Here is a 24238-nt window from a genome sequence, read left to right as displayed (position 1 = left end):
CGTCACCATGACCAAGGCCACGCTGACCCTGCTCAATGAGCATGAGGGCGAGTACGAGGACGACATGCACTTCCTACGCTCCCGCGGGCGCCATGTGCGCGGGCCGTTGGGGAGCCATCCGCTCCTGCGCCACACGGTGAGCGTGCTGCACCGCTGGGTGGCTCGGTACGACGAGAACTGCAGTCGCGACGAACTGGTCCTCCTGGGGCGCTGCCTATACGCCTTGGCTTTCGGTGAACGATCAGCGGCTCAAGAGGGCGGTCAAGAGGACAAGTCCGCACCCCTCCTGGACGCGTTCGAGGAAACCTACGCGGACCACCGGACCCGCTACCGAGACCAGCCGCTCCGGCTGCGCCTGGTCATCACCCCGGAGGCCGGACGCTGTGAACTCGGCAGGTACCCGTGGGAGTTCCTCTACAAGCCCGAGGGCACGCGGGGCTTCTTCGTCGCGGGCGAGCGTACGGAACTGGTACTCACCCGCTATGTGCCGCCGGTGGTCGTATCCGATGCCGATCAGTCGCGCGAGGACGACGACAAGTTGCGCATCCTCGTCGTACTCTCGCTCGCTCAGTCACCCGAGCTCGGCACGGTGTCCGCCGATTCCCTCGTCAAGGACATCATCGCGTTGCGTTCGGACTCCATCGAGGTGGAGCCGTTGCGGTCGCCCACCCGCGGAGAGTTGCGGGAGGCGGTGAGTGCGCAGCACCCGCACATCATCCATTTCGTCGGCCACGGTGACAGCGAGAAGGGAATCGCCCTGCGCAAGGACGCGGCGCAGATCAGGGACGACGAACTGCAGGCCGAGGCTGAAGCGCTGCGGTCAAGGGGGGAGCGCGTGGCGAGGGTGGACCCGACGGACTGGGTCGACCGGGAGACCATCAGCGGCATTCTCCGGGGAGGAGAGGGCGGAGGGCGAAGGAAGTTGGGCCGCCTGGTGTTCCTGCATGCCTGCACGGGTGCGACAGCCGAGGAGTCGGAGATCTCACTCAAGGAGTACGAGAGCGTGGCCACGCTGCTGGCCGGATCCCCGGGGATCGCGGGGGTCATCGCCATGCAGTACCCGATCTCCAACTGTGACGCGCAGATGTTCGCGCGCCACTTCTATCAGGAGCTGCGCAACGGGCAGTTCATCGACCAGGCGGTCGGTTCCGCGAGGCGCCTGCTCGGCCACGCCGACCAGCGTCGCAGGGCGGCCTGGGCGGATCGCGGATTCGCCACCCCGGTCGTCTACCTCAGTGACGACGACCCGCTGTGCCAGGCGCTGCCGCAGCGTCTGTCGAACCCGTCGGCAATCTGCCCCAATGAGGTCTGCCAAGCCCCTCTGGACCTGGAAAAGGGCGTCTGCCCGAGTTGCCTGAAGGTCTTCATGTCGTGTCGCAAGCCAGGAGGATGCCCGGGTCTGGTCGTGGCCGAACTGGGAGCCCACTGCAATAACTGTGGCTACCGACTGGCACGACCGAGCAGCCCGCCCACCGGACGAAGGGCTCAGGCAACTCGACCGGACGGCGGTTCGGGTCACGGCAGGCACGCGCCGCCGCCGCTCCGCGGCACCCGGCCCGAGGACACCGGCGAGGCACCTCCCGCGGACACCTGGGAGTGAGCATGGCGAACCGGGCGGAGGTGAGCGGGCTTCTCAGGCTCTCGGCGGACGTGCCCTCCCTGTTGCTTGCCGAGGCCTATCGCGGGGCGTCACTCGCGGACTGCGACATGCACCACGCGGCGGATCTGTTGGAACCGATCCGTGCCGTGGCGGTGGAGGGCCCGGGCCCCTACGCCTGGTGGCGGGCTATCGCCGCCACGGCAGGGAGGGCCGCGGACACTCCCTTGTGCCCCACCGTCGACGAACTGCGGGTCTCGTTCATCGACGCGGTCCAGGAAGCCGCGACAGCCGAGGTGCGCATGGCCTGCCTACAGGGGGCCGAAGCGGCCGCGCGTCAGTGGTTGTCCACGTTCGCCGAGGCGTTGACGGAGTATCGACACCAGGTCTGCGAGGCCTTGCTCGCCTCACCCGTCCCGCTGGGGGCGCCACCCGACGACGATGCCCCGGTGCCGCTGGAGGGCGTCCCCTCGGCTCTGTTGCGCGGCCGTTGGGACCTGCTCGCGCCGGTGGTCGACTACTTCCTGCGCAGTCGGCATGTCACAGCCGCCCTCCGCCCCCGGCTGCTCGCCATGGCCGCTCAGATCGCTCTGTACTACACCGACGATCGCCCGCTGGCCCGGCGTCTCCTGGCCCAGGCCGAACAGTTGCATGACCAGGACCCGGTGGTCTGGGAGGCACGTGGTGACCTCGCCTGGCAGGGGTTCCGCATCCGCGACGCGCGCGAGAACTACGAGCGGTCGATCGCCTGCGCTCCCACCACATCGAACGGCTACTGGCGGCTGGGTGACATGTATCAGGAACTGGGCGACCTGGAGGCCGCCGAGCAGGAGTACCTGCGCGGTTTCCGGGAGAGCCCTCACAACGAGGGCTACCTCATCGCCCTCATCAGGCTGCACGAACACGAGCGCGTCTATCGCCGCAGGAGCGGGCAGGACCTGCAGTCCTGGGTACGGACCGTGGCAGCCATCAGTCCCGAGGTTCTGTACGACGTCGAGGTGGCCGTGGCCCGCACCCTCGGCACGAACGGGGAGCAGGAGCAGGCGATCGCCTACCTCCACGCCGCCACCGCCCGGGAGCCGGATCGTGCCGATGCCTTCGCCGCCTGGGGTGCCGTCCTGATGGAGACCGACCAGCTCGGCGAGGCACAGGAGAAGCTGGACCGCGCCCTGCGCTGTGACGCACAGGACACCATGAGCTGCCATTGGCAGGCCCTCCTACTCAAGCGACAGGACGACTTCACCGCGGCCGTCGGCTGGTTCGAGCGGAGCGCCATACGGAGAAAGGCGGACCGTCTGATCTGTTGGAGCTGGATAGTCGATTGCCATCTGAAGGACGGCAATCCGCGTGCCGCGGCCGAGACACTGCTGACCGCCCTGAACCACACCCCGGACGCACCCACTCTCGTCGATCAGATCGCGGACGTGGCCACGGCGCTGCCCCCGGCGGCAGGCGGGCGCGACGACTTCCTGGCCCGGATCCAGGCGGTCCAGCAGGACCGCGGCAGGGCGGGCCATCTCCACCTGCTCGGCCGCATCGCCGAGCAACAGGGCTCCTATGAAGAGGCCGCGGAACTCCAGGAGCAGGGGATCGCCCTTGACCCGACAGTCGCCTCTTACCACCGCTCCCTGGCCGGCTGTCGACGGGAACTCAAACTGTGGGGCGCGGCGGCGGAATCACTCGACCGCGCCCTCGACCTGGACGGAAACGACTACGCGTGGCGCGAGGCCATGACCCGCAACCGGAACGAGGAGGGGCACAGCCACTACGAGGAGGCGGACTACGACATGGCCGCATCGTGCTATCGCCAGGCCATCGATCTCTCCCCCTGGGACTCGGCGCTGCACGTGAACCTCGCCGACGCGCTCGAGCAGGGCATGCGCCCGGGGCACAAGGCACAGGCCATGCAAGACGCCGCCGCCGCACTCACGAAGGCCGCACAGCTCGCCTCACCTGACGAGGCGGCGGTCTACCACGTCCGGATCAACCAACTGCGCCACCGGTCAATGGCGGTACGCAGGCACGGTGAGCTCATCCTCGAGCCCGCCCTGAGCCCTCCCATCCGAGTCGAGATCGCCGGCTCCCTGGGCCCTCGCATCAATCCGGCATACGAGGGCGCTCCTCTCTTCGACGTGGAGATCCCCGCTCTCCGCGCCCGGGTCCGGGACCGCCTCGGCTTCGACATCCCAGGCATCCGCTTCGCCGTCAACGACGATCTGGATCCCGATGTGTACCGTGTCCGCCTGCTCAACGGCAGCGGCGTCGACGGCGTGGCCAGGGCGGCCGAGTTCTGCCGACTCGGACCGGATGGACAGACGGCGGGACGACGTGGCTGGGACCCCGTACACGATCGTGATTGCGTCTGGCTCGCGGCGGAATCCACCGAAAGTCTCAGTGACCGAGGCTTCATCCTGCGGCATCTCGAACACCTCATCTGCTGGGAGGCGGAGGGCCTCTTCGACGGGCAGCTCGCCGCGGACTATGTGGGCGGTCTGAATGCCCCGGACGAACGGAACGCCCCAGACGAACTGACGTCGCAACAGCGCCTCGGCATGGTGAGGCTCGCCCGCGCCCTGGTGCGCGAGCAGGTGAGACTTCCCGGGCCCGCCGAACTGTACGGCGCGGTGCGGCAGTGCCTTCCGCGACCCGGCCGCATGAGGGACACCCTGCGCACGGCCCGCCTGGCCCTGCGCCCCGCATTGCGCGTCAACGCACCAGAGACAGTGCACCTGCCGGTCGACGGGCATATCACTTCAGCGTTGACCGACGCCCTCGCCGCAGGAACAGCCGCCGGCCAACTGCGCGCGGAACACGCCACCGTGGTGAAGTTGCGCTCCATGCTGGCCGAACCGCTGGAGGAGCATGACCCGGCCGCCGCTCCGGTGGCGCTCGTGGTCGCCCCGGAACTGCGCCTGGAGCTTGCGCTGCTGACCCGAACTCAACTACCGCAGGCACACCTGCTCGCGGGGGTCTTCGCGCACGATGAAGTCCTGACCGGTGACGGCGCCCGTGACCTCCAAGCCCACTCCGGGCACGACGACCCCGGCGAGGAGCGATCATGACCGCGGCCATTCTCACCCCTCCAGTGCCGGTGCTGGTCCAAGTGCGACCTCCGCTGTCCGCGCACCTTGGCGATGACGCGTCGCGGCAGGCGGTCCGGCGACGCATCGCCGACGGGATCGACGAACTGCTGACCGCCCTGCGGATCCCCGGCCTCGCAGTGGTCGACGTGCAAGTCGTGGACGAGCACAGGCCTGAGCTGCGGCACGCCTTCTGGGCTGACGTACACCTTCATGGTGTGCTCTGCCGTTACCCGGCGCAGCTTCCCGCCCGGATCGCCGCTCATCTGGCGGGTGAGCACGTCCGTTCCTGGTCGGATCCGCCGGTGATTCCCCAGGAGGGCGACAGCACCTCATGGACCGCGGGACTGCTGGGCCTGCTCTGTACCGAAGCCGCCAAGTGCGCCCCCCAGTTGCTGTTCGGTCCTCCACAGGACGCCGCGCTCGCCATCGAGCTGCGCGGACATGGCGATGGCCTGCCGGATCCGCTGCTCGCGCCGGACGTGCTCCGTCCGGCGATCTGCCAAGTCCTGTCCCAGGGCATCGGCATCGGCGACCTGGCCGCCGTCGCGAAGGTACTGCGCAGTTCCACGGAGACGGTCCCCGAGTTACTCGCCGAGCAGCTCTCAGCGGCGCTGGCGCCCGACTACATCGAGCTGTTCGCCCCGAGTGACCTGCACGAGCGCCTGACGGGCAGCGCGCGCGAAACCGAGGACCTGTTGGACTCTCTCGCGCGAGGGATGTTCGAGGAGACCGGCCTCGTCTTTCCACCCGTCCGTCTGCTCCCTGCCGACGGCCTGCCGCCGGAAAGCTTCTCGATGCGCTTCAACCATGTCCCGACCCTTCCGGTGCGGACCCTCTCCCCTCAGGAGTGCATGGTGAACGAGGCGGCCGAGCACGTCCGTGCCCGGGACACTGCCGCGGAGCCGATGGCGAACCCCGCGTCCTCCTCTCCTGCGGCGTGCGTTCCTTCGGCGAGCGAGGACGCATTGATCGCCGCTGGAGTGACCACCTGGAATCGCGAGGGCCATGTGATCCTCTGCCTCGCACAGGAGATACGCGAGCGTGCCGGCGCGCTCGTTCGCTCCGACCGTTTGCAGGCGCAGCTTGACGCGGTGGCGGAGTCCTTCCCCGACATCGTCGCGAACGTCCGGACACGCCACCGGCCCGCGGTACTGAGCGCGCTGCGGCGGCGGCTGGCCAGGGACGCGGTGCCGGTGACCGACCTGCCGACCCTCCTGGACCGGTTGATCAACGTCGACTTCGCCGAAGCGCCCGGAGACCGGCAGGTGGTGTTCGGCGAGCACGCCCCGACCGCATGGATCACCTCCGCCACCCCGGACACCGCGACCGACCTCGACGGACTCGAGGATTTCGCCCGGTCGGGACTGCGGCGTTCGTCGGCGGACGCGCTGAGCAGACACATCCCCCGTACCGTTGTCGCCTATCTGCTGGACCCGGAGATCGAACAAGCCCTTGCCGAAAGGGCTCTGCCTGCCCGCTCCACGGGTTGGGAGGATGCTCTCCTCGAAGCGTTCATGCAAGAACTGTCCAGTTTGCCGCGCACTGCTGCTTGGCCGGTCGTACTCGTGGGGGACCGCACCAGGCGTCCGCTGCGGCAACTGCTGCGCGCGGTCCTTCCGCGCCTGCCCGTGGCCGGGTACGGGGACCTGCCCGCCACGGTCAATGTCCAGCCGGTCGCCCGGATCTCCCTCGCCCACACAGGGGCAGCCCCCCGATGACCGAGACCACCTCCGTCTGGTACGGACGTTGCCCCTGCGGCGGCGCATATCGCGACCGCTCCATCGACGTACCCATCCGGTCGACTACGTTCCCCCTGGTCATCACAGACGTTGGCCAGGGCAGCTGCCTGTTGTGCGACAGCCGCGTCTACAAGGCCTCGACGCTCTTGATGGTCGAGGCCAGCACGACCGAGGAGTCACTCAAGCTCCGTCGCTGAGGGCATCGGCACGGACCGTCAGGAGCCGTGGGACGGACACACCCCGGACCGGCCTGCATGGCGCGGGGCCCGCCCGTGGTTACCGTTCCGCCATGGCCGACTACCGCATCGAGACGGTACGCAATGGCGAACGTGATTGGACCGCCGGCAACGACCACGGCGCCGAGGTCCGCGTCGCCGCCGCCGACAACCCCGACGCCGTCCCTCCTTCACCCTGTGCCGCTCGAAAATGCGATTCAGTGGTGCACGCTGCGGCGATGCCGTTCCATCAGGCGGCGTGGTGGTACTCGTTGATCAAGCCCCCAGGACGGACCGTCGCCGGATCCCGTGGGTCTGGAGGTCGGTCACGGTGGCCGGGACGGGTGATTCGGGCCTGTCCGGGGGCAGTTGCTGCCGGGATCGGTGGGGGCGGTGCCGGTTGTAGTGCAGGATCCGGTCGAGTACCTCGCGGCGGAGGGTACCCACGACTCTCTCGCAGATCGCGTTGGCCCTCGGTGCCCGGGGCGGACTGAGCAGGATCTCCACGTCGTCGGCCTTGAAGACGGCGTCGAAGGTGCGGGTGTACTTCGTATCCCGATCCCGAAGCAGGAGGCGCAGCGAGTCCATGCGGCACCCCAGCGTCATGGTGAGGTTCCTGGCCTGTTGGGCGGTCCACTGGGCGGTGGGGTGGGCGGTGACGCCGGCGAGGTGGACGCGGCGGGTGCCGTGCTCGATGAAGACCAAGGCGTACAGGCGCTGGAGCGAGATGGTGTCGAGGTGCAGGAAGTCAGCGGCGAGGATGCCGTGGGCCTGGGTCTTCAGGAACTGGCGCCAGGTCGGGCCGGAGCGCTGCGGGGCCGGGTCAATGCCGGCGTCCTGCAGGATCTGCCAGACCGTGGACGGGGCGATCGGGTGGCCCAGGCGCGCGAGCTCGCCCTGGATCCGGCGGTGGCCCCAACTGCTGTTCTCTCGGGCCAACCCACCCGCAGATCGTCCCAGAGCAGTCGAGCCCGCTTCGCCAGGATCAGCAAACGTGCAGGCCACAGCCGCGAAGCGTATTTTCGAGCGGGACAGGCCAGCGGGGGCTTCCGTCGCATCAGCGATCAGCATCGCCCTCTCAGGCGATCTTGCGCCGGTAGGAGCCTATGGCCAAGGCATACACCAGGACGAGGATGCCGATGCACCACGCGACGGCTGTCCAGGCATCGTTACCGACCGGCTGTTGGGCGAACAGGTCCCGGATCGTGTTGACGATGGACGTCACCGGCTGATTATTGGCGAAGGCCTCCACCGGGCCGGGCATGGTCTCGGTGGGCGCGAACGCCGAGCTGAGGAACGGCAGGAAGATGAGCGGGTAGGCGAAGGCACCCGCTCCTTCCGCGGATTTCGCGGTCAGGGCGGCCAGGACAGCGATCCACGTCAACGTCAGGGTGAACAGGCCCAGAAGGCCGACGATCGCCAGCCACTCCAGCACTCCGGCGCCTGAGCGGAATCCTATGATCAAGGCGACGATCACAACGATCACCAGCGAGATCGCATTCGCGACCAGCGAAGTCAGCACGTGTGCCCACAGCACGCTGGAACGTGCAATCGGCAAGGAGTGGAGTCGCTCGAAGATGCCGGTCATCTGATCCATGAAGAGCCGGATCGTGGTGTAGGAGATGCCTGAAGCGATGGTGATGAGCAGAATACCGGGAAGCAGATAGTTCACATATGAAGCCGTCCCGCCGGAGTGGATCGCGCCGCCGAACACGTAGACGAACAGCAGCATCATGGCGATCGGCATGATCGCGGTCGTGATGATGGTGTCCGGACTGCGCATGATGTGGCGCATGGAACGGCCCAGCAGGACGAAGCTGTCACCGAGAAAATGCCTTGCCATCATTGCTCCTTGCTCGTCGCACCGATGCTGCGGCCACTGCCAGTGTCGTCCTTGCCGTTCTCACTGACGAGGGCGAGGAAGACGTCTTCGAGGGTCGGCTGTTTCTCGACGTATTCGACCTCCGGGGGCGGGAGCAGTTGCTGGAGCTCGGCGAGGGTCCCGTTCACGAGGATCCGGCCCTGGTGGAGGATCGCGATCTGGTCTGCGAGTTGTTCGGCCTCGTTCAGGTACTGCGTCGTGAGCAGCACCGTCGTGCCGCGCCCGGCGAGTTCCTTGACGACCTCCCACACGTCGGCGCGCCCCTGGGGATCGAGCCCGGCCGTAGGCTCATCGAGGAAAATGACCGGCGGGTTCCCGATGAGGCTCATCGCGATGTCGAGGCGGCGGCGCATGCCACCCGAATACGTCATCGCTCGCCGCGAACCCGCTTCGGTCAACGAGAATCGTTCGAGCATCTCGTCTGCGATCCGCCCCGGATCCTCCTCAAGGTGCCGCAACTTGGCGGCCAATACGAGATTTTCCCGCCCTGTGAGGATATTGTCGACGGCCGTGAACTGTCCGGTGAGGCTGATGGACTCCCGCACATCCGCAGGCTGCGTGGCGACATCGAAGCCGTTGACGGTGGCGGTCCCCGCGTCGGCCCCGAGCAACGTGGACAGGATTTTCACGAGTGTGGTCTTGCCGGCCCCGTTCGAGCCCAGCAGGGCGAAGATGCTACCCCGCGATACCGCTAAGTCCACGCCTCGCAGCACCGACAGGTCCTTGTACGACTTCTCCAGTCCCTGCACACGGATCGGATGGGCTTGCTGCGTATGTGTTGTCATCAGACGGCCCTCTCTGTCCACTCTTCGGCCATACCGTGGCCACCTCCTTGGCGGAGCTGTTCGAGCCGTTCCACGAGGAAGCTCCAGGTCCTCCAGAACTTTTCTTAAGTCGTCCGATGCCTCGCCGCTCGACGTCAATGAGCAGCGTGCAGAAGGTTCCCTCTGCGAATAGCGGAGAAGCCCTGCCAGGCCCGGAACGGAGAGTCACGTCCAGGAGCGGGCTCTCAATCCGGAGTTCAGGATTCGAGTCTCTGGGCGGCAGAGCCGCCAGGCATCCACATGAGGTCCTGTCGCGCCAAGTCATCGTCACTCGCAGTACACCTGCACCTGAGAACCGGGGTCGCCGACGTCGATCCCGACGTCGTCGAGCTGCTCAATGAGCTCCTCAAGGTCCTGCGGCTTGAGCGCGGTGAGGTCGATCGGCACCCCTGCCTTATCCAGCTCCGTGTTGATTCTGGTAAGCGCCTGCGGAGGGATGACGCTCGTGAGCCGGACCCCGGCGCGCAGCAGTTGCAGCGGGATGCGGATGTTGATCCGGCCCGCCCCGTCGCCGACGGAGCTCTCCGGCCAAGTCACCGTCACGCGCAGATACTTGGGCCGGGCTTTCCGGCGAGGCGTCGCTCCGGGCGGCGGGGAGAGCCGCTCTGGTTCGAGTGCGCTGATCAGCCGCTCGGCCTCGTCCGAGGTTATCTTCCCCTCGGCCAGCATCTCCAGGATCTGGCGGCGCTGTTCGTTCATGTAGTTCCTTCTCCTCCGGCTCACTTGAAGCTCACCAGGAAGGCTGTGGGCCCGTCCTCGAACTCGAAGCGGCTACCGGGCAGTGCCCACAGCAGTCGCCCGGTGCCGCGTAGCGCTCCCACCGCGCGCTCACCTGGAAGACGAGGCACGCGACCAGGGGGCCGCTGGAAGGCGCCAGCACAGCGTCACCAAGGACGGGATCACCGGAGCCCCTCCAGCTCGGCCAGCGCCTCCTGGACGCTGATATCCCCCCGACGCAGGCGGTCGACGACGTCGGCGGCGCTGGTGGGCTCCGGGTCGGTGTCGACGAAGTCGAGGCTCTCGGCAATCCGTTTCAGCCAGGACTTAATCGTGGGGTAGCTGACCCCGAAGACCCGCTCCATCTCCTTGATCGATCCGTGCGACCGCACGAACGCGGCCACGAACACCTGGTCGTCGACGCTGAGCTGAGCCAACTGCGGCGGCTCGAACTGCCCCTCGACCGTGATGCCGCTGCCCGCGAGGCGGACCCGCTCGACCACGAATGGGCCTCCGCGCGTCAGGTCCGTCAGTTCCTGCCAGTCCACCCTCGGTCCCCGTTCCCTCAGCGAGGTGCATGCATCTAGTTGTAGTTAGACTTTCTCAATGCGTCAAGCCATGGATATTAACTTTCCTGACCTCGACCTTAATTATCTGTAAGGAAGGGGCCGCGCGGGTCACCATCGAGCCATCGGCCGCCGCGACAGGGCCGTGGGGGACTACGGGCAGGAAGTCGGCCAGCGGCAGTTCGTGCGTCACCTGCCGGTCAGCCGCTCGATGATCCCGCCGAGAGTGCGGCCGACCGGGCGGCCGGTAGCGCGACACGACCCTGCCGACCACGACCACATCCATCGCGACGAAGCTCGTGGGGCGCTCCGCGGTGGTGATGTTGTGCGCCGGGATCGCCACCCCTGGGCATGAGGGCATCCTCAACCGGAAGCGCTGCCCCCTCTTGGACAGGTCGGCTTGGGCTCGGCTCTGCGTGAGTTTCGCTCTACGCAGCAAGAATTCCTGCTCGGGTTCGCCAGGAGCCGGCACCTCAGAGTGCGCAGATCCCCCCTCTCGGGAAGGTCTCAATCAGCGGCGGAAGTCTCCACGGGCTGGGGTGAGTGGACCTCGACAAAGGGCAGAATCTCACGGAAACGCAGGACGGTGCCGTGGCAGTAGTTGGCGTTGTGCTCAAGGCTCCGCTGCGGCATGTAGCGCATCTTCTGCCGGGCATGATGGTTGACTCGGAGCGTGACCCGCCCTGATACGGGATCGCCCTGCGCGTCGGCATCGAGCACGTCGGCATCGAGCATCTCGCGCTCCGTCAGAAGGGCGGCCAGTTCCGCGGAGACCTCGACGATAAAAGTCTCGGCATCGCCAAGACCATGCACGGTGATCTCCGCGAACTCGTAATCGGGCACGCGCACCGATTCACGGTAGATATACGGACGTGCGAGCAGATCCATCTCGAACGCCTGCCGGGCCATCGGGTCCGACCACCAGTCCTGGGCCGTGACGTAGTCGACCAGTATCTGGTCGAATTCCTCACGATGGGTGCTGAGAATCATGTGCCCGATCTTGCCGCTGAGGAGGACGTCATAGTTGGTCAGATTAGCCAGCGACTTGGTGAATAGCTGGAGCACCTCGGAATCTTTGCGACGCTGGAAGTACCGTGCAACGCCGGCGAACAGATCTCCGTAGGAGAGGATACCGGCCGAATCGAGATAGCCGGACAGCAGGAACAGGCCGCGCATGTTGTAGACGACGTGCATCGCGTTGTACAGCCAGTACCCCTCGCGGCACTCCTCCTTCGACACCCATTTCGTGGCGACCACGACCTCCGCCTCGGACACGTCGCTCGGAACGTCCTCCGTCACCAGGCCGTTGATTTCCCGCTGCTGGAACATGGGGGTGTTATGCAGGAGAAGCTGCGGATACACGATGACAGTGTCGGCGTAGGACTGGCAGAGCTTCGTGAGCCCGTCCTTGAAAGTCTCGAAGGTCTCCCCAGGAAGGGGCCAGATCAGTTCCACATAGGAACTGATTGCTTTTTCCCTGAGTGTGCGCTGGAGTTCGGTGTAGGTCTCTTCGCGGATGTTTGCCCGCTCGATGAGGTCGAGCGCCCCAGAATTCAGTGTCTGAAGCGAGATCGGCTGAGTCACCATGAGGCCGCCGCGCACGAAGATCTCGGTGATCTGCGCCATGCGCTCTGGCCTGTTCTTGGCGGCTGCCATGTATACGACCAGCGGGGAGCCGGTTTCCTGGCTGCGTTCCACGAGGTGCTCGGTCATCTGTACGTCCCGGGGCGACTGCCCCCAGTTCGCGTCGGCGATGAAGAGCCCGGAGAACCTGTTGTTGCTGATCCAGGTCAGCTCGTCCCTGATCCGCTCCTCCTCGTACTTGACCACCTTTGAGTTGGTGGCCGCGCCCCAGTAGCAGAAGGTGCAGCGGAAGGGGCAACCACGGTTTGTCTCGATGATCCCGAGGCTGTACTCGTAGCCGTCGAAGACACCCGTGAGGAAGGGAGAAGGAATGTCCATCAGGTTGTTGATCCGCGGTGCAGGTTCCGTGGTGACGGGTTCGCCGCCTGACCAGAAGCTCAGTCCAGGGACCTGACGCAGGTCGGGCGCTTGGCTGTTGAGCTGCCTGAACAGCTCCAAGGACGTTACCTCGCCCTCCCCGTTGCACACGTACACGTTCTCCGGCGCATCCGCCAGGTAGGTCGAGGCGTGATTCATCACCTGCGGGCCGCCGAGCAGATAGTGGGCATGCGGCTGCCGCTCCCGCAGTTCCTTCAACAGAAACCTGACCAGCTTCATGTTCCAGATGTAACAGCTGAAGGTGTAGATATCCGCGTGCTTCCCGGCCAGATCCTCAAGGAGCTTGTACCTGTCATCGGTCACCGGGTAGGAGGCTATTTCGAAGGTGTGCGTCGCTCTCACCGCATCGTCCGCCTGCGCGCACGCCTGGATGTAGCCGGACGCAAGCGGCAGAATATTCTCGTAGGTGGGAATCTCGACGAGTACTACCTTCTTGCGCCCTCGGTCTCTCCTGTCGACCTCTTTCACGCCGCTGCTGAAAAGCATTTCAGGCCTCCCGCCCCGAATCCTGTACCGCTTTCTCGTCGATTCGCATGGATATGAAAGATGCAACGGTCGCCGTACAGTAGCGCTGGCACGAAAGTACGCTGTTCATGCCCGGTCGGAGGGCGTGGGTTTCGCGGCTTGCTGGCTCACCAAAAGGTCTATGCGTGCGGCCAGATCGCCAAGGACCGGCGTGTCGATCAGAACTCGCACCGTGACACTGAGGTTCCAGATGCGACGGGCCTCCAGCATCACACTGGTGGCCAGCAGCGAGTCTCCGCCGAGCCCAAAGAAATCGTCTTCGGGCCTCACCTTATCAAGCTTGAGAACATCGGCCCATATTATCGCGAGCTGATGTTCCGTCTCCGTCTCGAAATCGCCTTCCATTTAATCTCCCTGTCTACGATGACGTCTTGTCCGCGGTCTTCGGAGAAAGTCCGAGCCGCCCGTGGCCTTTCAGGTGGATGTCCGCAAGGGCCTGCGCGACCGCCCTGCGGTCCGCCTTGCCGCTCGGTGTACGTGGCAGTTCCGCCAGGACCGTGACGGAAACAGGCACCGCTTGCCTGGGCAGCAGCTCAGTCATTGCGGCCATCGCCCGGTCGACGTCGAAGGCCGTTTCTCCCCCGGTGACGATGACGGCAGCCCGCAGCTGACGGGACCCCTCCGTGATCTCGATCGGAACGCATACCGCTTCGGTGACGCCTGGCTGTGCGAGCAGGCAGGCGTCCACCTCCAGCGGGTTCACCCGGATTCCGCGGATCTTCACTTCGTTGTCGGCTCGGCCGACGTAATGGATGACGTCATCCTCGACACGCACCAGGTCTCCGGTACGGAACGCCCGGCTGTGGCCGTGACGGGTGGGGGCCACGGGGATGTACCGTGCCGCGTTCAGGCCGGGCTGGTTGAGGTAGCAGGTCGAGAGGGGCAGGCCGGCTACCAGTAGCTCCCCCACGGCTGGCTCGTCCGGGTCGACCGGATCGATGATCGCCTCGCAGCCCGGCAGCGGGCGCCCGATCGGCGACAACGTCGGCCAGTCTCCCGGCGGTCCGGCCAGCGTGTGTGCGGTGACCATCGCGGACTCGCTCTGGCCGTAGTGCACGTTCAGACGGCAGTCCGGCAGGCGCCGGAAGAAGTCTCTTACAACCGGGGTGCAAACGAGCTGCTCGCCGCCGAGGTTGACCTCTCGGAGTGAGAGATCGTCGAGTGAATCGGCTGCGGCCGCGGCCGCGGTGAGCATGTTCAGCGCCACGTACGGCAGGAACAGGCGCTCGATCCGGTTGTCTGCCAGCCAGCCGAGCAGGGCGATCGCGTCACTGCGCAGTTGCTCGGGCATGATCACCAGCGTTCCCCCGCCGCACAGCGTGCCGAGGACTTCCTGGAACCACACATCGAAGTTGAGTGACGTGAACTGTGCGGTACGCAGATCCGGCCGCACCGAGTGACTCCGCTGCCATGCCGCCATGTTGTCGATGCAGCGGTGGGGCAGCACTGCCCCCTTGGGGAGGCCAGTGGATCCGGAGGTATAGATGATGTATACGGGCAAGTCCGCCTGGCATGCCTGCCATGGCATGGCCGCCTCGCCGGCCGTGCTCGCACTACGCCGACCGCGTGCCGGCGGTATGGGCAAGGACCGCACGCCGGCCGCGAACGCGGGCTCCTGGTCGGCGAACAGCAGCATCTTGGCACCGCTGTCGGTCTTCATGTGCTCAAGGCGCTTCACCGGATACTCGGCGTCCAGCGGCACGTACGTGGCACCGATGTACACCGTGGCGAGCATCGCGGCCACGATCGCGGCACTTCGCGAACCGGTGATCGCCACCCGGTCACCCGGTCGAATTTCGTGATCCACCAGAAGCGCGGCGATGTGCCTGGTCCACGCGATCAGCTCGCGGTACGTCAGCTCCTGGCCCTCATCGAGGATCGCCACGTCGTCCGGCCGTGTGGCCGCAGTCGTGGCCAGTGCGTCGAGCAGGCACGGCGGATCTGCCGGGCCGCCCCAGAGCGAAGAGAACGGACGGGGCACTGTCAACGCTGTCGATTTACCTGCCATCTGCCATCCCTAGGGCCAGGGTCGTCATGAAATGCCGGTCCATGGCATCGCGCGCGTCATGAGGCGGTCTTCGTACCGACCTTGATGTCGCCCAGTACGTCACTCAAGTCCGCAAGCAGCGCGGCCTCTTCGGCTCTGAGATAGAAATGCCCACCGGGCAGCACCCGGAGCCGAAACGCGTCGAGCGTCAGTTCCGCCCAGCCGCGCATCTGCTCTGGGGTCACTTCAGGATCATCGTCACCGGTGTAGCCGTACACCGGGCAGTCGAGCGGAGGTCGGCGGCCACCGGAATAGTCGTCCACCAGGTGGTAATCCGCGCGGATCGCAGGGAGCACGATCTCGCGAAGGTCGGGGTCCGCGAAGACCGCGGCACGGCTCGCGTCGAAGCTCACGACATGCGCGATGATCTCCTCGTCCGTACCGGAGATCATCTGACGACCGGCCAGCGCATGCGTGGGACGCCTGCCGGACACGCACAAGGCGGCCGGTGGACACCCCCGTTCTTGGAACCGTAGCGCCACCTCGTGCGCCACCGAAGCCCCCATGCTGTGACCGAACAGCACCAGCCGATGCCGCGTCAGGCCGTCGAGCGCGTCGGCTATGTCATCCGCGAGGGCTTCCAGCCGAGAGGGGAACCGGTCCCCAAAACGGTCTTCCCTCCCCGGGTACCGGACGGCGAGCACGCCGATATCCGAAGGCATTCCCATGGGCCAGGTACGAAATGTGCTCGCGCCTGCGCCGGCGGGAGGGAAGCAGACGAGTTTCGTCTCACACCTTTCGTCGTCACGGAAGCGGCGTATCCACCGCTCATCCACCGGACTGCTCATCGAAGGTTCCCTTTCCGCAATGGGAGGAATCATCAGTCCCCTCATCACCGCGATGAGGACATCCCCCGCTCCGGCTTTACGTGCCGACCACGCCGGGCTCAGCAGTCGGGAATCTTCCGCTTCCGAAAGTTCCGACGCTCGGTGAATTCGCATTTCCGTTGGCACTCGCCAACGTAGACCGACGCGATGGACCCGTTCAAGAGCACCGGACTCAGCCGAACGCCGCTCCGATATATCAGGGCATCCGTGGAGGCTGTCGTACCAGTGTCCCGCCGACAGGACACACATACGCGGGGCCGAGCCCCCGTGCCGCCTGACCGCCACGCGACCGGCGGTGTTCAAAGGACTTGACCGTTCCTCGTTCTCCTGCGCAGAGCCGGGCTGCTCGACCGGGCGACGTCCTTCAGCATGTCGGCCAGACCGGTGACGGTCCGTGCGACGAACAACGTGCGGATGGACACCTCCAGGCTCAGCTCCGTCCGGATCAGACCGACCAGCCTGATCGCCCGCAGCGAGTTGCCACCCAAGTCGAAGAAGTCTTCGTCGATGCCCACCCGGTCCATCTCGAGCACGTCGGCGAACGCCGTGGCCAGAACCCGCTCGGTGTCGTTCCGCGGAGCCCGGTACTGCCCGTCGTCGAACTCGGGCTCCGGGAGTGACGCTCGGTCCACCCTCCCGTCGGCCGTCAATGGCAGGCGTTCCAGCACCATGCACACCGACGGCACCATGACCTCCGGTATCCGTCCCGTGGCGAACTTGCGAAGCTCTTCGCCCGACACGGTCTGACCGTCCACCGGGACCACATAGGCCACCAGCCGTTGCTGCCCGGAGCCGTTCCGCCTGACGGCCACGACCGACCGCACCAGCCCTGTGTGCTCCGACAGTGCCTCTTCGACCTCGGACAGCTCGATACGGACACCACGCACATCCACCTGAGCGTCGGCCCGGCCCACATAGTCGAGTCGGCCGTCAGTGCCCCATCGCACTCGGTCTCCGGTCCGGTACATGAGACCACCGGCCGGACCGAAAGGACACGGCACGAAACACTGTGCGGTATACCCGGGGTGCCCGGCATACCCACGTGCCACACCGGGTCCGGCGACATACAGCTCTCCGGCTACGCCGACGGGGACCGGCGCCAGTCCCGGCCCCAACACGTACAGGGCAGTGTTGTCCATCGGGCTGCCGACCGTGCCCGCGTGATCTGCAGGTTCGCCGGCAGCCAGGCGGTGGCATGCGGCGAACCCGGTCGTCTCCGTCGGACCGTGACCGCCCACGATCGTCAAGTCGGGGCAGGCCCGGCGTAGCCGTCGCACCGCGGCCTGGGACACGCGCTCCCCGCCGGTCCACACCTCGCGCAACCCGGCGAGTGCCGCCGGACGCTCCGCCGCTATCGCCGAGAACAGGCCCGAGGGCAGCCACATGGCGGAGATCTCGTGCGCCGCTCGCACCTCGGCCAGTGCGTCGATGTCCATCTCCCCCACAGGAGCCACGACCACCCGGCCGCCGTTCAGCAAAGGCACCCATACCTCGAAGGTAAGCGCGTTGCAGGTGTGCGCCGCATGCCACAACACGGCGCCGCTGCCCGCCTCCTGCCAGTGTCGGTCCGTGACGCAGTGCCGCATGTTCCGGTGCGTCACAGCCACGCCTGTCGCCGCACCGTCCGGCCCGGAGCCGTACATCACGGCCAGCAGGCTGTCCTGATGGGGCGGGACGGGAAGCTCCGATGCCCCGCCGGCCCCCTCGCCGTCGGTATCCGAGCAGATGTCGTCGAACACCAGCGCCGGAACATCCAGATCGGCAGAGAGGACGCCGGCTGTCGACGCATCGGTGAGCAGCAGGACGTGCGCCGACGTGTCACCGATGACCGGCCTGATCCGCTCCGCCGCGAACGCGGGATCCATCGGCAGGTAGGCCCCGCTTGTCTTGGCCACCCCCAACAGGGCTACGACCAGGTCCACCGACCGGGGCATCGCCACCACCACGAGGGCCTCGGGTCCGACGTGCCGCTTTCGCAGTGCGGCGGCCAGGCGGCTGGAGCGTTCGTCCAGCTCCCGGTAGGAGACCGCCGTCCGGCCGGATGTCATCGCCACGGCATCGGGATTCCGCTCCACCTGGCGGGCGAACAACTCCGGCACCGTCAGCCCACGCACCGGTACATCTGTGTCGTTCGGTGCCCTCAGCACCCGGTCCCGCTCGGCGCCGCTGACCACGTCGAGCGCACCGACCGGCTGCTCACCATCGGCCACCAAGGCACGGATGTACGCGATCAGCTCCGCGCCGATGAAGCGCAGCTCCGCGCGTGAGTACAGGCGCGTCGGCGCATCCAGTCGGAGGAACAGGTCGCTGTCGGCGGTCCCGTCGGTGTAGACGCCGATCGACAGCTCGTCGAAGGCCCCGGTCGTCCCGCCGAGATAGCGTGCCGGGCTGTCGGCGAAGTGGAGTTGCTCGACGTACTCGGCGATGTTCATGACGGCGCCGAAGCTGGCGCGGTCGCCCAGCACGGTTTCGCTCGCACGCTGGATGTCTGAGTAGTGGCAGGCAGTGTGATCGAAGATCTCATACGTCTCATCGACCATGGCATCGGCGATCTCGGTGAAGGTCGCACTCAGCGGCACCTCCACCCGCATCGGCACCACGTTCACCGCCAGACCGGGCGTCCCGCTCGACGCCCCGCCCCGATTGCCCGCCGCCAGCGAGAGGAGGAACTCCGCACGCTCGCAGCGGTGGCGGAAGTACACCGCCGCGGCCGAGGTCAGCATCGTGGACATCCATACGCCCATGGACTTCGCGGTCTCGGTCCACACGTCCGCCTCGGCGCGTGTAACGGTGAACGTTCGGCTCACCATGCCTAGGGGCTCGGTCAACTCCCCCCAGCGGTCGACGCTGCTCATCGGTGCGTGGAGCGCGGAGCGCGTCGCATCGCTCAGCTCGACGCGCGGAACCTGCGCGGGCGCGGGCGCAGCTGCCAGATACTCGCGCCAGAACTGCCTGTCATCGGAGAACTTCCCGGAGTCGCGGTACTGAGCTGCCTCGGCCGCGAATGACTCGGCGTCCCACGGGTGCGGCAACTCCGGCACCTGCTCCCCGCGCACCAGCGCCGTGTACACCTCGGCGAGGCGCCGCGACAGCAGGCCCCCCGTGCCAAACCCGTCCGATATGAGGTGGTGGTAGGCGATCACCACGAGGGAGCGGGCTGGTGCGAGTTTCACCACGCCCAATCGGAACAGCAGATCCTGCCCCAGGTCGAACGGCTCTCGCAGCATGTCGGCCAGCTGCTCGCGCGCCGCCTGCTCGGGATCGGTCTCGGCGCTGAGATCCCAGCGGAACGGCCGCCAGTGGCCCAGCTCCCGTGGCACGAGCCGCAGCCCACCGCCGTCGTCGGTGAAGGTGACGCGCAACACCTCCGCCTCGCCCATCACGTACAGAAGCGCGGATTCCATGGCCGCCGCGTCCAGTTCACCGTCCACATCCCACATGGTCAGCGCATGGTTCAGCGTGTCTGGGTATACGTCCTCAGCCAGCCACAGTCCTTGCTGCGCGGACGACGCGCCGAACGAACGCACACGGATCAACCCCTTAGGGAGATAGGCCCGGAAATGTGGGGGAATGCACGGTCATCCTCACCTTCCTGGAAGGTGATTCAGCCGGTCAAGACAACGTCATGAGACCGGTTCCCGCACCGCGCGGAATCGGTTGATGGCATCGAGGTGCCGGGCGCGCATCTCCTCGTCGCGCACGCCCAGGCCCTCGCGGGGCGCCAGCGCAAGCACACCGACCTTGCCCTGGTGCAGATTGTGGTGCACGTCGTGCACGGCTTGGCCGCAGTTTTCCAGGGCGTGCACCTTCGACAGCGTCGGGTGGATCCTGCCCTTGGCGATCAGGCGGTTGGCCTCCCAGGCCTCGCGGTAGTTGGCGAAGTGCGAGCCGATGATGCGCTTCAGGGACATCCACAGGTAGCGGTTGTCGTATTCGTGGTTGTAGCCGGAGGTCGAGGCGCAGGTGACGATGGTGCCGCCCTTGCGGGTGACGTAGACCGAGGCGCCGAAGGTCTCGCGGCCCGGGTGCTCGAAGACGATGTCCACGTCCTCGCCGCCGGTCAGCTCGCGGATGCGCTTGCCGAAGCGCTTCCACTCCTTGGGGTCCTGGGTGTGCTCGTCCTTCCAGAACTTGTAGCCCTCGGCGTCCCGGTCGACGATCGCCTTGGCACCCATCGAGCGACAGAGCTCCGCCTTGCGCGCGCTGGACACCACACAGACGGGATCGGCTCCGCCTGCCAGGGCCAGCTGGGTGGCGTAGGAGCCGAGGCCGCCGCTGGCGCCCCAGATCAGGACGTTGTCGCCCTGCTTCATGCCGGCGCCGTTGCGCGAGACCAGCTGGCGGTACGCGGTCGAGTTGACCAGCCCGGAAGCCGCCGCCTCCTCCCAGCTCAGATGCTCCGGCTTCGGCATGAGCTGGTTGGACTTGACGAGCGCGAGCTCGGCCAGCCCGCCGAAGTTCGTCTCGAATCCCCAGATGCGCTGCTCGGGGTCGAGCATCGTGTCGCCGTGCCCATGGGCCGACTCCAGCTCCACGGAGAGACAGTGGGCGACCACCCGGTCGCCGGGCTTCCAGGCGTTCACGCCCGGGCCGGTGCGCAGCACGACACCCGCCAGGTCCGAGCCGAGGACGTGGAACGGCTGGTCATGGCGGGCGGTGGACGATGAGAGCCGCGCGTACCGCTCCAGGAAACCGAAGGTCGGCAGTGGCTCGAAGATCGACGACCAGACGGTGTTGTGGTTCACCGAGCTGGACATCACGGCGACCAGTGCCTCGCCCACGGAAGGCAACGGCACCTCGACGTCCTGGACATGCAGCGACTTGCGTGGGTCCTTGTCCGTCGAGGCCAGTCCCTCGAACAGTCCGGTTTCCTCCTTGCGGACCACGACACCGCGGTAGCTGTCCGGGAGGCGCAGTCCCTCGAAGTCCTGAGGCATCGCGTCCTCGGAGCAAAGGGCATTGATGATCTCGTCCACGTGAATTCCCTGAATGTGGTGGGCGTCGAGGAGCGTGCGGCCCGCGGTGCGGCCGGGGTGGGCGTCTGGCGCACAGGGGGGCGGAACATCGCAGATCACCCCGGGTCGCGCTTGACCAACGAAGAGGTGATGTACGCGGCGATCCGTCTCGGTGACTTGTGCCGCAGCACCAGATTCGCCCTCAACTTGAGTTCGGTCGACGCGGCGAGGTTCTTGCTCAGCCTCATCGACAGCAGTGAGTCGAACCCGATGGCCATCAGCTCCTGGTCGGGATCGATGGTCTCGCTGGAGGGATGTCCGAGCACGACGGCGATCTTCTGAAGGACGTGGCTGAGCACGAGTTCCTCCGCGTCACCGTCGTCGGGGAGGGTGGAGAGCATGTCGGTCAGGGAGATGAGGTCCGCACCGTCCGCCGGCAGGTCCGTCGAGGATGTCTCCACCGTTACCGCTGTCTGCGAGGAGTTCAGCCAGTACCGCTGCCGCTGGAATGCGTACGTCGGAAGATCCACCCGTCGGCGTGCCCCGAACAGGGCGCTCCAGTCCACGGATCCGCCCCGGACGTGCCATTGGGCCAGCGAGCCGACTACGGCCGCCACCTCTTCACCGTCTCGCCGCATCGATGAGAGGACCACTGCGTTGTCCACGTCCTCGACCATCTCCTCGATCGGGACGGTGAGCACGGGGTGCGGGCTCATCTCGATGAACACCCGCGAACCGTCGTCGACCAGCCGCCTGACGGCGGATTCGAAGAGGACTTTCTCGCGCAGGTTCCTGTACCAGTAGTCACCGGTCAGCTCTGCGGTATCGATGGATTCGCCGTACAGGGTCGAGTAGAAGGGCAGCGTCGACGTCTTCGGGTCCACGTCCGACAGCGGCCTGGTGACCTGGTCGCGTACCCGAGCCACCTGGTGTGAGTGGGAGGCGTAATCGACTGCGATGCGCCGGGCCTGCGTGCCTTCGGCATTCATCTTCGCGACGAATTCGTCGAGTGCGTCTGGTTCCCCTGACACCACCACGGAGCGAGGGCCGTTGACCACAGCAACGCTCAGCCGCTCGTTCCACGGGGCGAGATGGCCCGCTACGGTCTCCGCGGACGCCGCGACCGATGCCAGCCCTCCGAGACCGACGAGGTCCCTCAGGGCCTGGCTGCGGAGCGCCACGATCTTGACGGCGTCCCGCAACGACAGCGCCCCGCATACATGGGCGGCGGCTATCTCGCCTTGGCTGTGTCCCACCACCGCGACCGGTTCCACACCCCAGGACCGCCACAGGCCGGCCAGGGACACCATCACGGAGAACAGCGCCGGCTGAACCACGTCCACCCGGTCCAGTGAGGGCGCCCCCTCCACGCTGCGCACCACATCGAGCAGTGACCAGTCGACCCACTCGGCCAATGCGGCCGCGCACGCGTCGAGTTTCCGCGCGAAGGCCGGGAAGGTGTCGTACAACTGCCGCCCCATTCCCACCCATTGCGACCCCTGCCCGGGGAACACGAACACGGCACCGCCGAGGTCCCCCGCGACGCCACGCACCACCGCTGCGGACTCCGCGCCGCCGCTCAACGACGCGAGGCCGCTCAACAGTTCCTCCCGGTCCCGGCCCAGCACCACCGCACGGTGCTCGAATCGCGACCGGCCCGACACCAGTGACCAGCCCACAGCAGCGACGTCCAGGCCCGCATCAGCGGCGGCAAAGTCGCACAGCTTGCCCGCCTGCCGCCGCAGGTCTGCCGCGTTCTTGCCCGACACCAACCACGGGACTAGACCGCCGGCCACGGCCGGGCCCGGGTCGCGCTCGTCCGGCTGCTCCTGCGGCAGCTCCTCTTCGAGGATCACGTGCGCGTTGGTGCCGCTGACACCGAACGACGACACCCCGGCCCGCCGCGGACCGTCCGCCCGGGTCCACTCACGCCCCTCCATCAGCAGTTCGACCGCCCCGGACGACCAGTCCACGTGCTGTGACGGCGCGTCCACATGCAGGGACTTCGGCAGGTACCCGTGGCGCATGGCCATCACGGCCTTGATGACCCCGGCGACCCCGGCGGCGCCCTGGGCGTGGCCCATGTTCGACTTCAGGGACCCAAGCCACAGCGGCCTGCCGTCGGCCCGGTCCTGCCCGTAGGTCGCCAGCAGGGCACCTGCCTCGATGGGGTCCCCCAGCACGGTTCCGGTGCCGTGGGCCTCGACCAGGTCGACCTCGGAGGCCGCGATTCCCGCGTTCGCCAGTGCCGTGCGGATCACGCTCTCCTGAGCGCGGCCGTTGGGAGCGGTCAGCCCATAGCTGGCCCCGTCCTGATTCACCGCGGAACCACGAAGGACAGCCAGCACCGGGTGGCCGTTGCGCCGGGCATCGGACAGCCGCTCAAGGAGCAGCACGCCCACCCCCTCGGCCCAGCCGGTGCCATCGGCTCCATCCGCGAAGGACTTGCACCGGCCGTCGGGCGACAGACCGCGCTGCCGGGAGAACTCCACGAAGATCGCGGGTGTCGACATCACCGAAGCGCCGCCTGCCAGTGCGAGCGAGCACTCCCCCGAACGAAGTGACTGCACCGCCAGGTGGACGGCCACCAGCGACGACGAACACGCCGTGTCCACGGTCACCGCCGGCCCGGTCAGCCCCAGTTCGTACGCCACACGGCCGGAGGCGACGCTCAGCGCGCTGCCGTGCAGCAGGTAGCCTTCCAGCTCGTTCTGGCGCGCCTCCAGGAAACGCCACCCGTACTCGGGCGAGCTCACCCCGGAGTAGACGCCGACGTCAGCCCCCCGCATGTCGGCGGGAACAATGCCCGCCCGCTCGAAGAGCTCCCACGACGTCTCCAGCAGCAAGCGGTGCTGCGGATCGACCGCAAGCGCCTCGCGTGGACTGATGCCGAAGAAGTCTGCGTCGAAATCCGCCATGTCCGTCAGGAACCCTCCATGGCGCACGTACGAGCCGCCTAGGGCATCGGGGTCCGGGTTGTACAGGTCCGGCCAGCCGCGGTCCTGGGGGAATTCGTCCACGACGTCCCGGCCTTCGCGAACCATGTCCCACAGGTCTTCGGGCGAGGACACGCCTCCCGGAAAGCGGCACGCCATGGCCACCACGGCGACCGGCTCGACGCGGCCGGCCCTCAAGACGTCGACCTCCCGTCGGAGGCGGTCACGCTCCTCCAGCACTGCGCGGAGCGCCCGCTCGACCCGGTCAGCGCCGTCCGACACGCGATCTGCGGAGTTGTTCAT

Annotated in this window: 16 protein-coding genes and 1 pseudogene; 4 read left to right on the top strand and 13 right to left on the bottom strand. The window is 67.0% G+C overall.

All coding sequences use genetic code 11. The annotated features are described in order from the left end of the window. Positions 1 to 7 precede the first annotated feature (7 nt). The 4 genes from ABZ833_RS40650 to ABZ833_RS40635 are packed head-to-tail and all read left to right on the top strand — an operon-like array spanning position 8 to position 6616. Entirely contained in the window at positions 8 to 1600 is a 1593-nt protein-coding gene (locus tag ABZ833_RS40650) for a CHAT domain-containing protein (protein ID WP_361058156.1), read from the top strand. A gap of 2 nt (positions 1601 to 1602) precedes the next feature. Then, a complete protein-coding gene (locus ABZ833_RS40645; protein WP_361058154.1) occupies positions 1603 to 4659 on the top strand; it encodes a tetratricopeptide repeat protein in 3057 nt (1018 codons plus the stop codon). Continuing rightward, positions 4656 to 6398 carry an FHIPEP family type III secretion protein gene (locus tag ABZ833_RS40640; protein WP_361058152.1) on the top strand — a complete coding sequence of 581 codons (1743 nt, stop codon included), beginning with the start codon at positions 4656 to 4658 and terminating at the stop codon, positions 6396 to 6398. Before ABZ833_RS40645 ends, ABZ833_RS40640 begins: the two co-directional genes overlap by 4 nt. Next, a complete protein-coding gene (locus tag ABZ833_RS40635; protein WP_361058150.1) occupies positions 6395 to 6616 on the top strand; it encodes a hypothetical protein in 222 nt (73 codons plus the stop codon). Before ABZ833_RS40640 ends, ABZ833_RS40635 begins: the two co-directional genes overlap by 4 nt. A gap of 268 nt (positions 6617 to 6884) precedes the next feature. Here the strand turns inward: ABZ833_RS40635 and ABZ833_RS40630 are convergent. The 13 genes and pseudogenes from ABZ833_RS40630 to ABZ833_RS40570 form a co-directional block, all read right to left on the bottom strand. Next, positions 6885 to 7573 (bottom strand): annotated as a pseudogene (locus ABZ833_RS40630) (integrase); the annotation flags it as partial. A gap of 139 nt (positions 7574 to 7712) precedes the next feature. Then, on the bottom strand, positions 7713 to 8480 hold the full coding sequence (locus ABZ833_RS40625; protein WP_361058148.1) for an ABC transporter permease: 768 nt from the start codon (positions 8478 to 8480) through the stop codon (positions 7713 to 7715). Continuing rightward, the gene (locus ABZ833_RS40620) at positions 8477 to 9301 is read right to left on the bottom strand and encodes an ATP-binding cassette domain-containing protein (protein WP_361058146.1); all 825 of its coding nucleotides are present in this window, start codon (positions 9299 to 9301) and stop codon (positions 8477 to 8479) included. The genes ABZ833_RS40625 and ABZ833_RS40620 overlap by 4 nt, the downstream gene beginning before the upstream one ends. Before the next feature lie 306 nt (positions 9302 to 9607). Next, entirely contained in the window at positions 9608 to 10039 is a 432-nt protein-coding gene (locus ABZ833_RS40615; RefSeq protein ID WP_361058144.1) for a hypothetical protein, read from the bottom strand. Positions 10040 to 10239: 200 nt separating this feature from the next. Further along, positions 10240 to 10605: a DUF2089 domain-containing protein gene (locus ABZ833_RS40610; RefSeq protein ID WP_361058142.1), complete on the bottom strand. Its 366-nt coding sequence runs from the start codon at positions 10603 to 10605 to the stop codon at positions 10240 to 10242. A 55-nt stretch (positions 10606 to 10660) separates the two neighbouring features. After that, positions 10661 to 10966: a hypothetical protein gene (locus ABZ833_RS40605; protein ID WP_361058140.1), complete on the bottom strand. Its 306-nt coding sequence runs from the start codon at positions 10964 to 10966 to the stop codon at positions 10661 to 10663. 164 nt (positions 10967 to 11130) lie between these two features. Then, a complete protein-coding gene (locus tag ABZ833_RS40600; protein WP_361058138.1) occupies positions 11131 to 13131 on the bottom strand; it encodes a cobalamin-dependent protein in 2001 nt (666 codons plus the stop codon). A 105-nt stretch (positions 13132 to 13236) separates the two neighbouring features. Next, on the bottom strand, positions 13237 to 13515 hold the full coding sequence (locus ABZ833_RS40595; protein WP_361058136.1) for a phosphopantetheine-binding protein: 279 nt from the start codon (positions 13513 to 13515) through the stop codon (positions 13237 to 13239). Between the two features lie 13 nt (positions 13516 to 13528). Further along, complete coding sequence (locus ABZ833_RS40590; protein WP_361058134.1) at positions 13529 to 15178, bottom strand: AMP-binding protein; 1650 nt, start codon at positions 15176 to 15178, stop codon at positions 13529 to 13531. 56 nt (positions 15179 to 15234) lie between these two features. Then, the gene (locus ABZ833_RS40585) at positions 15235 to 16005 is read right to left on the bottom strand and encodes an alpha/beta fold hydrolase (protein WP_361058132.1); all 771 of its coding nucleotides are present in this window, start codon (positions 16003 to 16005) and stop codon (positions 15235 to 15237) included. Between the two features lie 338 nt (positions 16006 to 16343). Further along, a complete protein-coding gene (locus ABZ833_RS40580; protein ID WP_361058130.1) occupies positions 16344 to 19571 on the bottom strand; it encodes an amino acid adenylation domain-containing protein in 3228 nt (1075 codons plus the stop codon). Between the two features lie 96 nt (positions 19572 to 19667). Beyond that, positions 19668 to 21020: a crotonyl-CoA carboxylase/reductase gene (ccrA, locus tag ABZ833_RS40575; RefSeq protein WP_361058128.1), complete on the bottom strand. Its 1353-nt coding sequence runs from the start codon at positions 21018 to 21020 to the stop codon at positions 19668 to 19670. Positions 21021 to 21115: 95 nt separating this feature from the next. Beyond that, positions 21116 to 24238, bottom strand: a complete 3123-nt coding sequence (locus ABZ833_RS40570; RefSeq protein WP_361058126.1) for an acyltransferase domain-containing protein — start codon at positions 24236 to 24238, stop codon at positions 21116 to 21118.

The sequence above is a fragment of the Streptomyces sp. NPDC047525 genome (assembly GCF_040643025.1).
Lineage (GTDB): Bacteria > Actinomycetota > Actinomycetes > Streptomycetales > Streptomycetaceae > Streptomyces > Streptomyces durmitorensis.
The sequence above is the reverse complement of the archived record's forward strand: the minus strand, read 5'-3'. Positions and strand labels throughout refer to the sequence as shown.